This is a genomic window from Micromonospora sp. WMMD723 (genome assembly GCF_049863385.1).
Lineage (GTDB): Bacteria > Actinomycetota > Actinomycetes > Mycobacteriales > Micromonosporaceae > Micromonospora > Micromonospora wenchangensis.
In genome coordinates this window covers 6,631,261-6,644,966 of record NZ_JBMKNR010000001.1, presented here as the reverse complement: position 1 = coordinate 6,644,966, position 13,706 = coordinate 6,631,261, and the positions used below count along the sequence as shown (strand labels likewise).

Annotated in this window: 13 protein-coding genes; 7 read left to right on the top strand and 6 right to left on the bottom strand. The window is 73.1% G+C overall.

What is annotated here, in order from left to right; genetic code table 11:
* Positions 1–82 precede the first annotated feature (82 nt).
* The 7 genes from ACN261_RS28780 (at position 83) to ACN261_RS28750 (ending at position 7,566) form a co-directional block, all read left to right on the top strand.
* Positions 83–1,606, top strand: coding sequence for a sugar ABC transporter ATP-binding protein (locus ACN261_RS28780; protein WP_425853176.1), 1,524 nt, complete (start codon positions 83–85; stop codon positions 1,604–1,606).
* Complete coding sequence (locus ACN261_RS28775; RefSeq protein WP_421482809.1) at positions 1,603–2,595, top strand: ABC transporter permease; 993 nt, start codon at positions 1,603–1,605, stop codon at positions 2,593–2,595. Before ACN261_RS28780 ends, ACN261_RS28775 begins: the two co-directional genes overlap by 4 nt.
* A 2-nt stretch (positions 2,596–2,597) precedes the next feature.
* On the top strand, positions 2,598–3,581 hold the full coding sequence (locus ACN261_RS28770) for an ABC transporter permease (protein ID WP_421482807.1): 984 nt from the start codon (positions 2,598–2,600) through the stop codon (positions 3,579–3,581).
* 11 nt (positions 3,582–3,592) lie between these two features.
* Positions 3,593–4,777, top strand: a complete 1,185-nt coding sequence (locus ACN261_RS28765; protein WP_421482806.1) for a substrate-binding domain-containing protein — start codon at positions 3,593–3,595, stop codon at positions 4,775–4,777.
* 5 nt (positions 4,778–4,782) lie between these two features.
* The gene (locus ACN261_RS28760) at positions 4,783–5,652 is read left to right on the top strand and encodes a sugar phosphate isomerase/epimerase family protein (RefSeq protein ID WP_425853173.1); all 870 of its coding nucleotides are present in this window, start codon (positions 4,783–4,785) and stop codon (positions 5,650–5,652) included.
* A 172-nt stretch (positions 5,653–5,824) separates the two neighbouring features.
* Positions 5,825–6,904: a cellulose binding domain-containing protein gene (locus ACN261_RS28755; protein ID WP_421482804.1), complete on the top strand. Its 1,080-nt coding sequence runs from the start codon at positions 5,825–5,827 to the stop codon at positions 6,902–6,904.
* 224 nt (positions 6,905–7,128) lie between these two features.
* Entirely contained in the window at positions 7,129–7,566 is a 438-nt protein-coding gene (locus tag ACN261_RS28750) for a cold-shock protein (RefSeq protein ID WP_421482803.1), read from the top strand.
* A gap of 44 nt (positions 7,567–7,610) precedes the next feature.
* Here ACN261_RS28750 and ACN261_RS28745 read toward each other — a convergent pair whose 3' ends face one another.
* Genes ACN261_RS28745 through ACN261_RS28720 form a run of 6 tightly spaced genes read right to left on the bottom strand, consistent with a single transcriptional unit; the run spans position 7,611 to position 13,606 of the window.
* The gene (locus ACN261_RS28745; protein ID WP_425853170.1) at positions 7,611–9,191 is read right to left on the bottom strand and encodes a hypothetical protein; all 1,581 of its coding nucleotides are present in this window, start codon (positions 9,189–9,191) and stop codon (positions 7,611–7,613) included.
* Positions 9,191–9,514 carry a YciI family protein gene (locus ACN261_RS28740; RefSeq protein ID WP_421482801.1) on the bottom strand — a complete coding sequence of 108 codons (324 nt, stop codon included), beginning with the start codon at positions 9,512–9,514 and terminating at the stop codon, positions 9,191–9,193. The genes ACN261_RS28745 and ACN261_RS28740 overlap by 1 nt, the downstream gene beginning before the upstream one ends.
* Complete coding sequence (locus ACN261_RS28735; protein ID WP_421482800.1) at positions 9,511–10,833, bottom strand: hypothetical protein; 1,323 nt, start codon at positions 10,831–10,833, stop codon at positions 9,511–9,513. Before ACN261_RS28735 ends, ACN261_RS28740 begins: the two co-directional genes overlap by 4 nt.
* Before the next feature lie 43 nt (positions 10,834–10,876).
* On the bottom strand, positions 10,877–11,701 hold the full coding sequence (locus ACN261_RS28730; protein ID WP_425853167.1) for an SDR family NAD(P)-dependent oxidoreductase: 825 nt from the start codon (positions 11,699–11,701) through the stop codon (positions 10,877–10,879).
* The gene (locus ACN261_RS28725; RefSeq protein WP_357929504.1) at positions 11,698–12,678 is read right to left on the bottom strand and encodes an alpha-ketoacid dehydrogenase subunit beta; all 981 of its coding nucleotides are present in this window, start codon (positions 12,676–12,678) and stop codon (positions 11,698–11,700) included. The genes ACN261_RS28730 and ACN261_RS28725 overlap by 4 nt, the downstream gene beginning before the upstream one ends.
* On the bottom strand, positions 12,671–13,606 hold the full coding sequence (locus tag ACN261_RS28720) for a thiamine pyrophosphate-dependent dehydrogenase E1 component subunit alpha (RefSeq protein ID WP_425853164.1): 936 nt from the start codon (positions 13,604–13,606) through the stop codon (positions 12,671–12,673). Before ACN261_RS28720 ends, ACN261_RS28725 begins: the two co-directional genes overlap by 8 nt.
* Positions 13,607–13,706 lie beyond the last annotated feature (100 nt).

The window sequence follows — 13,706 nt, the reverse complement described above, 5'->3', positions numbered from 1 at the left end:
AAGTTCACCGGCCGGCAGCTCGACCGTGCCGGACGCGGAACATCAACCACGCCGATGACTACTTACTGTGAGGGTTTCCGGGATGCCCGATCCGCCGCCGGCACCGCTGCTGACCCTGCGGGGCATCGGCAAGTCCTTCCTCGGGGTGCGTGTGCTCGACGGGGTCGACCTCGACGTCGCACCGGGCGAGGTGCACGCCGTCGTCGGGGAGAACGGGGCCGGCAAGTCCACCCTCATGAAGATCGTCTCCGGCGGGTACGCCCCGGACGCGGGCACCGTCGAGGTCGCCGGTGAGCGCCGGGTCTTCCGGGGCCCCCGTGACGCGCAGCGGGCCGGGATCGGCATCATCCACCAGGAGTTCAACCTGCTGCCGGAGCGCACCGTCGCCGAGAACGTCCACCTCGGGCACGAACCGGTCCGGCGCGGGCTGGTCGACCGGCGGGCGATGCGGGAACGCACCCGGGACCTGCTCGCCTCGATCGGGGAGGCCGACCTGGCCGCCGACACCCGGGTGGGACGGCTCGGTGTCGCGCAGCAGCAGGTCGTCGAGATCGCCAAGGCGCTCGCCCTGGACGCCCGGCTGCTCATCATGGACGAACCCACCGCCGCCCTGGCCGACCACGAGGTCGAGCTGCTCTACGGGCTGGTCCGCCGGCTCCAGCAGCGGGACATCGGCGTGCTGTACGTCTCGCACCGCCTCACCGAGGTCTTCGACCTGTCCGACCGGATCACGGTCCTCAAGGACGGCCACCGCGTCACCACCGTCGCCACCGCCGACACCTGCACCGACGACCTCGTCCGGCACATGGTCGGCCGGGAACTGTCCAGCTACTACCCCGACCGGGCCGGCCCCGACGACCTCGGCCCGGTACGCCTGACCGTCCGGGGCGCGGGCAACCGGAAGCTACGCGCCGTCGACCTGGACCTGCGGGCCGGGGAGGTGCTCGGTGTCGGCGGCTTGCAGGGCTCCGGACGCTCGGCGCTGGCCCGTGCGCTGTTCGGCGTCTCCCCGTTCACCACCGGCGACGTGAGGCTGGACAGCCGGCCGGTGCGGCTGCGCTCGCCCCGTACCGCGATGCGGGCCGGCATCGCCTACGTCACCGAGGACCGTAAGGGGGAGGGGATCGTGCCCCGGCAGTCGGTGCTCGACAACGCGCTGCTCGCCGGGCGGGCCGTCTTCCCGGCCCGCTCCGGGCACGCCGCCCGCGCCCGCCGGGTCCGTGACCTGCTCGCCACCGTCGAGGTCCGTGCCGCCGGCGACGACCAGGAGATCCGTTTCCTGTCCGGTGGCAACCAGCAGAAGGTCGTGCTGGCCCGCTGGCTGGCGCTCGACCCCCGGGTGCTGCTGTTCGACGAGCCGACCCGGGGCATCGACGTGGGGGCGAAGTCGGCCATCCACGACCTCGTCCGCCGGCTGGCCCGCGACGGCGCGGCGGTGCTGATGATCTCGTCGGACCTGCCCGAGCTGCTGGGGATGAGCGACCGGATCGTCGTCATGCGCGACGGCCGGATCGCCGGCGAACTCCCCGCCGGCGCCACCGAGGAGGACGTCGTCGCCCTCGCCGTCGGCCACACCCCGCAGCCGCGAACGGAGATCGACCGGTGAGCGCGAGGAGCGCGTCGGGCGTGCTGTCGTTGCTGCCGGCCCGACGCCCCGTGCCGGGGGTGTTCGTGGCGCTGGCCCTGACCCTGGCGGTCGGCTGGCTGGTCGTCCTGGTCGACGGCGGGCAGCTGTTCAACCAGGCCACGACGGTGAGCCTGCTGCACGTCGCCGCCGGTCTCGGGCTCGTCGCCGTCGGTCAGACGCTTGTCATCCTCGGCGGGTCGCTGGACCTCTCGGTGGCGTACGTGATCAGTCTGAGCACCCTGGTCGCGGCCGAGACGATGAACGGCAGTGATGGCGCGCTGCTGCCGGCGGTCGGCCTGGCGCTCGCGGTCAGCGCCGGGGTCGGGCTGCTCAACGGGCTGCTCGTGACCCGGTTCCGGGTCAACGCGTTCATCGCCACCCTCGGCGTGGGGTTGCTGCTCAAGGGGTACCTCGACAGCAACTACGACGGACCGGCCGGGGCCACCTCGCCCGCGCTGGTGCAGTCGTTGGGCTACCAGCGGGTCGGTCCGGTGCCGTTGTCGTTCCTGCTGCTGCTGGCGTTGACCGGGGCCGTCTGGTTCGCGCTGTCGCGGACCCGCTTCGGGCACCACCTGGTCGCCGTCGGCGGTGATCCGGAGGTGGCCCGGCTCTCGGGGGTCCGCAACGACCGGGTCCTCGTCACCGCCCACGTGCTGTGCTCGCTGTGTGCCGGGCTCGCCGGGATCTACCTGGCCAGCCGGCTCGGTTCGGGTGCGCCCCGGGTGGGCACCGAGGGCCTCTACGACCTGGAGTCGATCGCGGCGGTGGTGATCGGCGGGACCGCGCTCGCCGGTGGGCGGGGCGGGGTCGTCGGCACGGTCGGTGGGGTGCTGCTGCTCGCCAGCATCGACGCGATCTTCAACCAGCTCGAGGTGGACGCCTTCTTCAAGCAGGTGATCCGGGGCGTCATCATCATCGCCGCGGTCGCCGTCTACGCCCGTCGGGCCCTGCGGAAGGCGGCGTCCTGACCATGCCGACCGTCGCGCGTCGTGCGCTGTCCCCGATCCGCCCGCGGGTACGCCCCGGCGGGGTGCTGCCGATCCTGGCCCTCCTCGCGGTGCTGCTGGTGCTCGTCGGCATCCGGCAGCCCGACTTCCTCGACCCGCCGTCGCTGATGTCCTTCCTGGGCCGCTCGGCGCCGGTCATCCTGCTCGCCGCCGGCCAGTACTTCGTGATCGTCTCCGGTGAGTTCGACCTGTCGGTGGGTTCGCTGGTCACCGCGCAGGTGGTGGTGGCGGCCCGGCTGATCGACAGCGACCCGACCCGCACCTGGCCGGTGGTGCTGCTCCTGTTGGCCTTCGGCGCGCTGGTCGGGCTGGTCAACGGGCTGGTCACGACGCGGCTGCGGGTGCCGTCGTTCATCACCACCCTGGGCATGTTCCTGATCCTGGTCGGCGCGGTCTACCTGTGGTCCGACGGCGCGCCGAAGGGCGGGCTCTCCGAGGAGTTCCGCCGGTTCGGCCGGCGGGCGATCGAGGACGTGCCGCTGCTCGGCCGGGTGCCGTACGCGCTGCTGGTGCTGCTGGTCGTCGCGGCGCTCGCCGTGCTGCTGATGCGGTCGGACTTCGGCCGGACCCTGGTCGCCGTCGGCGACAACGCGCGCACCGCGCAGCTGAGCGGGGTACGCGTCTGGCGTACCCGGACGGTCGCCTTCGTCCTCAGCGGGCTCGCGGCGGCCGTGGCGGCGATCCTGCTCGGCGGCTACAGCGGGGTGTCGTTCCAGGCCGGGGCGGGCCTGGAGTTCGGGGCGATCACCGCGGTGGTGCTCGGTGGTGTCGCGCTGGGCGGGGGCCGCGGCTCGGTCGTCGGCGCGATGCTCGGCGCGCTCTCCCTGGAGCTGCTCTTCGCGCTGATGAACTTCTACGGCGTCTCCGGCGCCCTCAGGTCCACCGTCCAGGGCGCGATCATCCTGCTCGCCGTGGCGGTCTCGGCTACCCGTTCGTCGTCTCGATAAGGGGAAACATAGTGCGACGTTGCCTGGCGGCGCTGGCCGCCGTCACCCTGCTGTCCCTGACCGCCTGCGCCACCGACGAACCGGGCGGGGGGCCGGCGGGCGGTTCCACCTCGGCCGCCGGGTCGGGCACCGGGGAGCAGTCGAAGTTCTTCGTGCAGGCCGACTACGACGCCGAGTTGGCCCTGCTCGGCGCGACTCCGACCGGCCCGGCGGACAAGCCGTGGGAGCAGATGCTCAACCCGACCATGGTGGACACCGCGAAGTTCAAGAAGGCCGGGCCGCACAAGCTGTGCTTCTCCAACGCGGCGTTGAACAACCCGTGGCGGCAGGTCGGGTTCAAGACCATGCAGGCCGAGGTGGCCGCGCAGGGCAGCCGGATCAGCGAGTTCGTGCACGTCGACGCCGAGGGCAAGGACCAGAAGCAGATCGCCGACATCAACGACCTGCTCGGCAAGGGCTGCGACGCGCTGATCGTCTCGCCGAACACCACCGCCACGCTCACCCCGGCGGTCGAGGCGGCCTGCAAGGCGGGGCTGCCGGTGGTCGTCTTCGACCGTGGGGTCAGCACGAAGTGCCCGGTGACGTTCGTCAACCCGATCGGCGGCTACGGCTTCGGCCACGTCGGGGCGGAGTTCGTCAGCCAGCGGATGAAGCCGGGCGGCAAGGTCCTCGCCCTGCGCATCCTGCCCGGCGTCGACGTGCTGGAGACCCGCTGGTCGGCGGCGAAGGTGGCGTTCGACAAGGCGAAGGTCGACGTGGTGGGGGTCGAGTTCACCGACGGCGACCCGGCCAAGACCAAGAAGATCGTCGACGACTACCTCCAGCGGTACGGCACCATCGACGGCGTGTGGATGGACGCGGGCGCGGTCGCCGTCGCGGCGGTCGAGGCGTTCCAGGACGCGGGCAAGCCGGTGCCGCCGATCAACGGCGAGGACCAGCTCGACTTCCTGAAGGTCTGGAAGGACAAGGGCCTCACCGCGATCGCGCCGACGTACCCGACGTACCAGTGGCGTACGCCGGTCATCGCCGCGCTGCGCATCCTCGACGGGCAGCAGGTGGCCAACCCGTGGAAGCTGCCCCAGCCGACCATCACCCAGGAGAACCTGGACCGGTACCTCGACCCGGGCATGCCGCCGCTGCACTACGCGATGTGCGGCTGCACCGACCTGCCCGGTTACCCGCAGCGCTGGAAGTAGGCCCGGTGTACGCCTTCGGTGTGAACCCCTGGGTGTGGGCGTCGCCCGTCGACGACGAGGCCCTCGCCACGCTGGTGCCGCGGATCGCGTCGTTCGGCTTCGACGCGGTGGAGCTGCCGATCGAGCAGCCCGGCGACTGGGACCCGGCCCGGACCCGGGACCTGCTGGCCGCGCACGGTCTGGTCGCGGCGGCGGTCTGCGCGGTCACCCCGCCGGGGCGGGAGCTGGTCGACGCCGCCCCGGCGGTGGTGGAGTCGACGCTCGACTACCTGCGGGGGTGCGTGGCGAGCGCGGCGGCGGTCGGCGCACCCTGTGTGGGCGGCCCGGTGTACGCCTCGGTCGGGCGTACCTGGCGGATGTCACCGGCGGCGCGGGCGGCCTGCCACGCGGACTTCCGGCGGGCCCTGGCACCGGTGGCCGAGCAGGCTGGCGAGTGCGGCGTGAGCATCGGGGTGGAGGCGCTGAACCGGTACGAGACGAGCGTGGTCAACACCGTCGCGCAGACGATCGAGCTGATCGACGGGTTGCCGTCGAGCGTCGGCATCATGATCGACACGTATCACATGAACATCGAGGAGTCCGATCCGTACGCGGCGCTCGCCGCCGCCGGCCCGTACGTCAAGCACGTCCAGGTCAGCGGCACCCATCGGGGTGCCCCGGGCTCGGACCACTTCGACTGGCCGCGGTTCTTCGCGGTGCTGGGGGCCACCGGCTACCGGGGTGCGGTCTGCATCGAGTCGTTCACGGGGGAGAACGACACGATCGCCACGGCGGCGGCGATCTGGCGTCCGCTGGCCCCCTCGCAGGACCGGCTCGCCACCGACGGTCTGCGGCACCTGCGGGCGGTCACGGCGGGCGTCCCCGCCGGGGGATAGGGCCTTCGGGGGCGGCCCGTCGGGACGTCCCGTCGGGGTGGCGGGACCATCGTCCGGCCACCCCGACGTCCTGCCGGCGGCAGGACTCTCTGCCTTGTCTTGACAATGCGGAGAGAGCCGCAGGACAGTCGTCATACCTATCGATACTCAACGATTTATGGCGGGGTGTGGCATGCGGAAATCGCTGACGGCGGTGGTCGCCGTCGTTGTTGCCCTGGTCGCGACGATGGCGGCGGTCTCGCACGCCGGTACGGCGAGCGCCGCCGCCGGGTGTCGGGTGGACTACGTCGTCACCAGCCAGTGGACCGGTGGCTTCCAGGCCGACCTCGCGGTCACCAACCTGGGCGCGCCGGTCAACGGCTGGACACTACGGTTCGCGTTCCCCGCCGTCGACCAGCAGATCGCGCAGAGCTGGAGCGCCACCTGGGCCCAGACCGGCCAGCAGGTCAGCGCGACCAACCTCGGCTGGAACGCGGCCCTCGGCACCAACGGCTCGACGACCATCGGTTTCGTCGGCTCCTGGTTCCTCAGCAACCCCAAGCCGGCGGCGTTCACCCTCAACGGGGTCGCCTGCACCGGTGGGGTCCTGCCCAGCATGACACCGACCGGGCCGACCACCTCGCCGCCGGTCGCCGACTACCCGGCGATCGTCACCTGGATCAGCCCGGCCGCCGGGGCGGTCCACACCGCGCCGGGCCCCATCGCGCTGGCGGCGACCGCGACGGTGGGAGGCGGCCACTACATCACCTCGGTGTCGTTCCGGGTGAACGGCGTCACGGTGGCCCAGGGGACGAGGTCCGGCGGTGACCGGTTCGACGCGTCGTGGACGCCGCCGGTCGGGGCCCCCGGCACCGGCACCACCTACGTGCTGAACGTCTCCGCCGGCACCGACCAGTCGCTGTCCGGCGGTGCCCCGCCCCGCCTGATCACGGTGGTCACGCCCCCGACCAGCGGCGTCAACCAGCCGCCGGCCGTGGCGCTGAGCACCCCCGGCGGGCAGACGTACTTCCTCGAACCGACCACCGTCACGCTGGTCGCCGACGTCACCGACGCCGACGCCGGGGACGTGGTCGACCGGGTGGAGCTGTACCTCGGCGGGACCCGGGTGGCCGCGACGCCGACCCGCAGTGGACAGCGCTTCCAGTTCCAGCTCGACCTGGCGGCGGCCACCACGTCCACCTTCACCGTCCGGGCGTACGACACCCACGGCGGTGTCGGCATCTCCAACCCGCTGACCTTCACCATCCGCTAGTCCGGCGCGGCGTCCGCGCCCGGGAGGCACCCGGCCAGCGATGTCCTAGGATGCTTTAGGGGTCGTGCCCCGCGTCACCGGCGCGGGGCACGACCATGACCACGCGACCACACGGGAGTAGGGGTTCCGGATCGGGCCCCGCCCACTACCATGGGTGCTGCGCCGGAAGCGGCGCGGCGACGTTTCTGTTCTGGTGGCTCTTGTTTCGTTGGGTGGTGGTCGCGGTGGCGGTCGGTACGATTCTCAGCTTCGACGACGTGAAGGGGTACGGCTTCATCAGCCCGGAGGGCGGTGGTGAGGACGTCTTCGTGCACGCGAACGACTTCGGCGACCAGCGTCCGTCGGTCGCGCCCGGCATGCGGGTGGAGTTCGAGTCGGTGGAGGGCAACCGCGGGGTCAAGGCGCTCTACGCGCGCCTGCTCAACCCCGGTGCCCCGGTCGCGTCCCGCGCGGCGGCGTCCGCCGCGCCGACCGTGACCCGGCTGCCGGTGACCGACCGGGGCGACGACGAGGAGTGCGACGTCCTGACCGCGTTCACCTTCCGGTCCAACATCACCGACCTGCTGGTCGAGCAGGTGCCGACGCTCACCGGCGCCCAGATCAGCCAGATCCGGCAGCACCTCACGCAGTTCGCCCGTTCCCACGGGTGGATCGAGGACTGACCCCGTCCGGTGCGGGCCCACCCTGCGGTGGACCCGCACCGGCGTCAGCCGGCGGCGTAGGCGTACCGCGAGGTCCGCTCGGCGAGCCAGAGCCACCGACGCCGTACCTCGCCGCTGGTGGCCGCGACCATGCCGAGCGCGTCGGCGGACACGGCGGCCAGCGCCGCACCGGTCGCCGCCGGATCGTCGAGCAGCGCCGCGCCGTCGCGGAACGCCTCCGCCTCGGCCCCGCCGCCGAACCGGGGCGCGACCTCGTCACGCCAGAAGTCCGCCCAGGTCAGCTCCGGGTTCCAGGAGAACCGGGCGTACGCCAGATAGCTGATCTCGTTGGTCGGGTGGTACGCGGACGGCTCGGCGAAGATGGTCAACCCGCGCATCCCGGCCGCCCCGGACCGACCGGCCATGTCGGCGTACATCTCGGGGACCCAGGAGTGGCGCTGCCGGTTCCACTGTGAACCGGCGTGGGTGCGCAGCACGTTCGTGGTGTGCGGGAGCCGCTCGACGTGCTCGGCGGTCAACCGGTCCCGCTGGTCGTACCAGAAGGCGCGGTTCACGCAGTACTGGTAGGCGACGTCGTCGGGCAGGTCGGCCAGGGGCTTCTGGGCGTCGAGGTCGAAGATGGTGTCCCAGTACACCTCGACGAGGTGGCGCAGCGGCACGCCGGCCGGGCCGGGTCGCCGGGCCGTCGCCAGCAGCGTCGGGTACACCGACCGCATCGCCTCGTACGACCAGGAGGTGCGCTCGCCCCCGGTGCGGGCGGCGCACCGGGCGCAGGCGCAACTGCCGTAGTCGCCGGTCTCGAAGTTGATCCCGCCCACCGGCAGGGTGTCGAGCAGCCAGTCGATGGCGTCGCGGTGCCAGGCCAGGTTGTCCGGCTGGGACGGGCAGGCCGCCATCATGTACTCGCTGGCCGGGAAGTGCAGGTCGCCGAACTCGTCGATGTCGAAGCCGACCTTCTTCGGCAACTCGGCGGCGAGGTCGGGGCGTTGCCGCAGCCAGGTGGCCAGGTTGTAGCGGTGCCGGCCGTCGAAGTAGATCCCGCCGTAGGCGTTGATCCCCACCCCGGCGATGATCCGCACACCCCGGGCGTTGGCGTACCCGCACAGGTCACGGGCCGCGGCGACGCCGCCGTGGGCGTCGCGCAGCAGCCCGTACACGACGATGCCGCCGATGCGTTCCCGGGAGCAGAAGTCGACCAGGCGGCGGTAGTCGGCGCCGAACGCGTCGGCGGACTTCGCGTACGGGTTGAGCGCGCCGATCTCCTGCTGACCGAGCTGACGGGTGTCCCAGTTGGTGGAGTGGTCCCAGGTCCACAGGGTGCGCAGCGGCAGCCCGGGGGCGCTCACCGTGCTGCCCACCGGCAGCCCGGCCGGGGTGGCGGCGGCGACCAGGGCGCGGGCGGCGTACACCAGGCCGGCGAACGGGTCGCCGACCAGCCGGATCTCGCCCTGTTCCGGCACCTCGACGCGGTGGCCGCCCTCGGGCAGCGTCGGGTCGGCGACGAACCGGACCGGCACCGCGTCGGCACCGCCCTCACCCCACGCCGCGCGGAGCAGGTCGGCGGCGAACGGGGCGTGCTCGTCGCCGAGCACCCGTACCCCGGAAAGCTGGCGGAACGACGTCATCATGACCTCCCGATGGTCGGTGCGGTGGCGGCCAGGTAGTCGACCACGTCGATCGCGGTCCACACCCCGTGCCGCCAGTAGGGGTCCTGTTCGAGGTGGGCGCGGGCGGCGGGCGCGTCGGCGGCCCGCAGCACCAGCACCGAGGCGCGCAGGTCGGCGCGGGCCCCGACGACGAGGGCGGTGCCGTCGGCGAGCAGGTCACGCATGTGCGCCAGGTGCGCGGCCCGGTACGGCTCCCGCCGGAGCGCGGCGTCGGCGGCGAAGGTGGCGGTGACCAGGTAGGTCGGTGTGAAGCGCAACTCCCCGGTGACGGTGTGGCTCACGTGTCGGCTCCGATCGCGCCGAGCAGCCGCTGCATGGCGACCCGGTAGACGGTCTGCGGGCGGCCCGCGCCGGTGCTGACGTGCACCCCGACCTCCTCGGCGAAGCCGGCCGCGCGCAGCGCGTTGAGCAGCCGGCGGGCCGAGCGGGCCTCCACCCCGTACGCGTCGGCGAGGCCCCGGGCGGTGATCTGGTCGGGGTCCATCTGGTGCAGCGCCTCCAGCAGCCGCCGGGTGGACAGCGGGCCGATCCGGAGCTGTTCGGAGACGCGCAGCATGCCCGGCCCGGTTTCGCGCAGCCGGGGACGCACGGTGGTCTGCCGGCTGGAGTGGACCTCCCCGTCGGGGAAGACCACGTGGGTGTCGCCGCTGTGCCGGCCCAGCGCGAGAGCCTTGCGGGCGTTGTCCTCGGCAGCGGCGATGGTGGTGCCGGCGCCGAAACCGACGGCGTGTTCGACGTCGACGCCGCGCAGGGTGAGCAGGGAGGCGTGCCCGTCGCGGTGCCGGGCCAGGGCGCTCTCCACGGTGCCCCGGGTGGTGGTGATCAGCATCGTCCGGTCGTCGACGGTGGCGAGCCGGCCGCGCATCCGTTCGGCGTGTTCCAGCAGTGCCTCGCGGACCCGTAGCCGCTGCCGTTCGGCCTGGTACGGGTCCTGGGCCCGCTGGGTGGGGGCACCCAGGTCGACCATCATGACCGCGATCTGGGTGGCCCGGGACTGGCGTACCTCGGCGGCGAGCCAGGCCCGGCGCAGCGCGTCGCGGACCGACGCCCGGGTGTGCTCGACACGCCACACCGGCACCCCGCTGTCGGCGAGGTCCCGGTGCACCGCGCCGAGGCAGGTCAGGCACGCCTCGACCGCGCCTGAGGCGTACCGTTCCCGGTGGTAGGCGGTGATCTCGTCGAGGCCGGAGAAGAGCAGCCCGGACGAGTCGGCGATGGGCAGGATCTCGGTGGGCGGCTCGACCTCGATGTCGTGGTACGTCTCCCGGACGGTCTCCGCCTCGATGGTGTCGACGCTGACCCGGGGCAGTCGTCCGCCGGTGGCCAGCAGGATCCGGGACAGCGTGCGGTAGAGGTCGATGCCGGCGTGCCGGACGTAGTCGATCTCGGCGCGCAGTTCCCCGGTGGCCGTGGCGAAGGCGTACGGGATGCGCCCGGTGAACAGCAGCACCTGACACATCTCGTCGAGTTCGCGGGCCAGGTCGGGGGCCTGCTCCGGCCGGGTGTACGCGCGGGTGGTGATCGACTCCGCGCGGCCCTCCCCGGCCGCGACCTCCCGGACGAGCCGGATCGAGTCCTCCGGGCCGATGATGCCGATCACAATGCCTCCACGTGGTGTGCCGCTGCCCTGGTGGGTGGGGTGCTCAGCCGGTACAGACCGTGCCGGTGAGGCCGGCGCTCGCCGACGACGCCAGCAGGACCAGCGCCGAGGCGACGTCCTCGGGGCGGCCCAGCGCGGCCTCGACGGCGGCGATCCGTCCGCCGTCGGCGCCGTTGGCCCGTGCCTCGGTGAGCGACCGCCGCATCAGTGGCGTGTCGATGTCGCCGGGGCAGAGCGTGTGCACCCTGATCCCCTGTGGACCGAGTTGGCGGGCCAGTGTGAGCGCCAGACCGTGCAACCCTCCCTTGCTCGCGCCGTAGGGTACCGAGCCGGAGCCGGTCTGCACGCCCGCCTTCGAGCCGACCAGCACGAGCACCCCGCCGTGGGGGAGCAGGTGCCGGGTGGCGTGCTTGGCGACCAGGAACGGCCCGGTGAGGTTGACGGCGATGACCTGGGCCCAGAGCGCGACCGGCACGTCCCGGACGTCGAGGCCCTGCCCGCGCATCACCCCGGCGACGTGCAGCACGGCGTCGATCCCGCCGAGGTCGGCGGCGGCGGCGTCGAGCGCCGCGGCGACCTCGGTCTCGACGGTGACGTCCACCCGGTGCGCGTAGGCTGGGCCGCCGGTGGCGCGGGCCTGCCCGGCGGCGGTGTCCGCACCGGCGGCGTCGGCGTCGAGCACGGCGACCGCCGCGCCGGCCACGGCGGCGGCGGTGACGGTGGCCCGGCCGATGCCGGACGCGCCGCCGACGACCACCACCCGCCGGCCGGCGAGCAGGCCGGCGGGTGCGGCACCGGTGCCCTGCGCGCCGGCCGGCGGGTGTCCGCCGGGTCTGCCGGTGGCGGCGGGTGGGACCGTGTCGTTCACGCCCGGACCGTCCGGCGGACGGCGTCGGCGACGGTCGCCGCCTCGGGCACCACGACCGCCTGGAGGGCGGGTGCGGCGGGCATCGGCACGTCCGGGGCGGCGACCCGGGCGATCGGGGCGCGCAGGTCGGTGAAGCACTCGGTGGCGGCGCGGGCGGCGATCTCCGCGCCGAAGCCGCCGGTCAGGTTCGCCTCGTGGGCGACGACCAGCCGGCCGGTGCGGGCCACCGACGTGGCGACGGTGTCGAAGTCGAGCGGGTTGAGCCAGCGCAGGTCGACCACCTCGACGTCGATGCCCTCCTCGGCGAGGGTGCCGGCGGCGTCGAGGGCGGCGGAGACCATCCGGGACCAGGCCACGACGGTGACGTCGGTGCCGGGGCGGACCACCCGGGCCCCGCCGACGGGCTCGACCGGGGCGTCGGTGCGGACCTGACCCCGGGTGGGGTAGAGCATCCGGGCCTCGGCGACCACCACCGGGTCGTCGCTGACCACGGCGGTGCGCAGCATCTGGTACGCGTCGTCGGGGGTGGCCGGCAGGGCGACCCGCAGGCCGGGGGTGTGGGCGAAGTACGCCTCCGGGGAGTGCGAGTGCTGGGCGCACGCGCCGGGGGAGTAGCCCTGCTGCATCCGGATCACCAGCGGAGCCTTCCACCGGCCGGCGCTGGAGTAGTGGATGGTGGCGATCTGGTTGACGATCTGGTCCATCGCGACGAACGAGAAGTCGGCGTACATGATCTCGGCGATGGGGCGCAGTCCGGTCATGGCCGCGCCGAGGGCCATGCCGAGGAAGCCGGTCTCGGAGATCGGGGTGTCGAAGATCCGTTCGGAGCCGAACCGCTTGTGCAGCCCCTTGGTCGCGCCGAACGGGCCGCCGGGCAGCGCGACGTCCTCGCCGAAGTAGATGGTGTCGGTCCGGCTGTCCAGGGCCCAGGTGAGGGCGGCGTTGACGGCCTGGATGTAGCGCAGCGACTCAGACATAGACGTGCTCCTCGGCGGTCGCCGGGTCCGGGTGGGGGACGGCGCGGGCGGCGGTGACGGCGGCTTCGATCTCGGCGGCCACCTCGGCGTCGACGGCGTCGAGCCGGGCGGTCAGGTCGGCGTCGGCGGCCTGGCGGATGCGGGCCAGGGGTTCGCGTTGCCGGGCGGCGGCGATCTCGCCGGCCGGGCGGTAGTGCTGCGCGTCGCCGCTGTAGTGGCCGACGAGGCGTTCGGTCATCGCCTCCACGATGGACGGGCCGGAGCCCTCCCGGGCCCGGTCGACGGCCTCGGTGACCGCCTCGGCGACGGCGTCGGGGTCGTTGCCGTCGACCACCCGGGCGGGCAGGCCGTAGCCGGGGGCCCGTTCGGCGAGCTGCCGGACGCGCACCATGTCGGAGATCCGGGACATCTCGGAGTAGACGTTGTTCTCCACCACCAGCACCAGTGGCAGGTCGAGCACGGCGGCGAGGTTGAGCGCCTCGTGCACGTTGCCCTGGTTCATCGCGCCGTCACCGATGCTGACCACGCTGACCGCTCCGCTGCCGGTGCGCTGCGCGGTGAGCGCCGCGCCGGTGGCGATCGGCACCCCGGCGCCGACGATGGAGTTCTCGCCGACGAACCAGCGTCCCGGGTCGGACAGGTACGGCGAGGCCGCCCGTCCGCCGCACAGCGCGGAGTCGCGTCCCATCATCTCGGCGAACAGGCCGGCGAGGTCGACGCCGCGGGCGATCGCCCAGCCGTGGCCGCGGTAGGTGGCGGTGACGTGGTCGCCGTCGCGCAGCGCCCGGCACGCGCCGACCGGGATGGCCTCCTGGCCGTTGCACAGGTGGATCGAGCCCGGGATCTCGCCGGCGTCCTTGAGGACGGTCAGCCGCTCCTCGAACCGGCGGATCCGGGCCATCAGCCGATAGTCGTCGAGCTGCCCCATCACACCCCCAGAGATAATTGAGCCCTATTCCGGCTCGTTGGTTGAGGAGCCTAGACCAGCAGTCCAGGGCTATGGAAGAGTGCACAAGCAAGTTTGTGGC

Coding starts and splice junctions, on each gene's coding strand:
- ACN261_RS28780 (WP_425853176.1), top strand. CDS start 83: ATGCCCGATCCGCCGCCGGCACCGCTGCTGACCCTGCGGGGCATCGGC.
- ACN261_RS28770 (WP_421482807.1), top strand. CDS start 2,598: ATGCCGACCGTCGCGCGTCGTGCGCTGTCCCCGATCCGCCCGCGGGTA.
- ACN261_RS28755 (WP_421482804.1), top strand. CDS start 5,825: ATGCGGAAATCGCTGACGGCGGTGGTCGCCGTCGTTGTTGCCCTGGTC.
- ACN261_RS28745 (WP_425853170.1), bottom strand. CDS start 9,191: ATGACGTCGTTCCGCCAGCTTTCCGGGGTACGGGTGCTCGGCGACGAG.
- ACN261_RS28725 (WP_357929504.1), bottom strand. CDS start 12,678: ATGTCTGAGTCGCTGCGCTACATCCAGGCCGTCAACGCCGCCCTCACC.
- ACN261_RS28720 (WP_425853164.1), bottom strand. CDS start 13,606: ATGGGGCAGCTCGACGACTATCGGCTGATGGCCCGGATCCGCCGGTTC.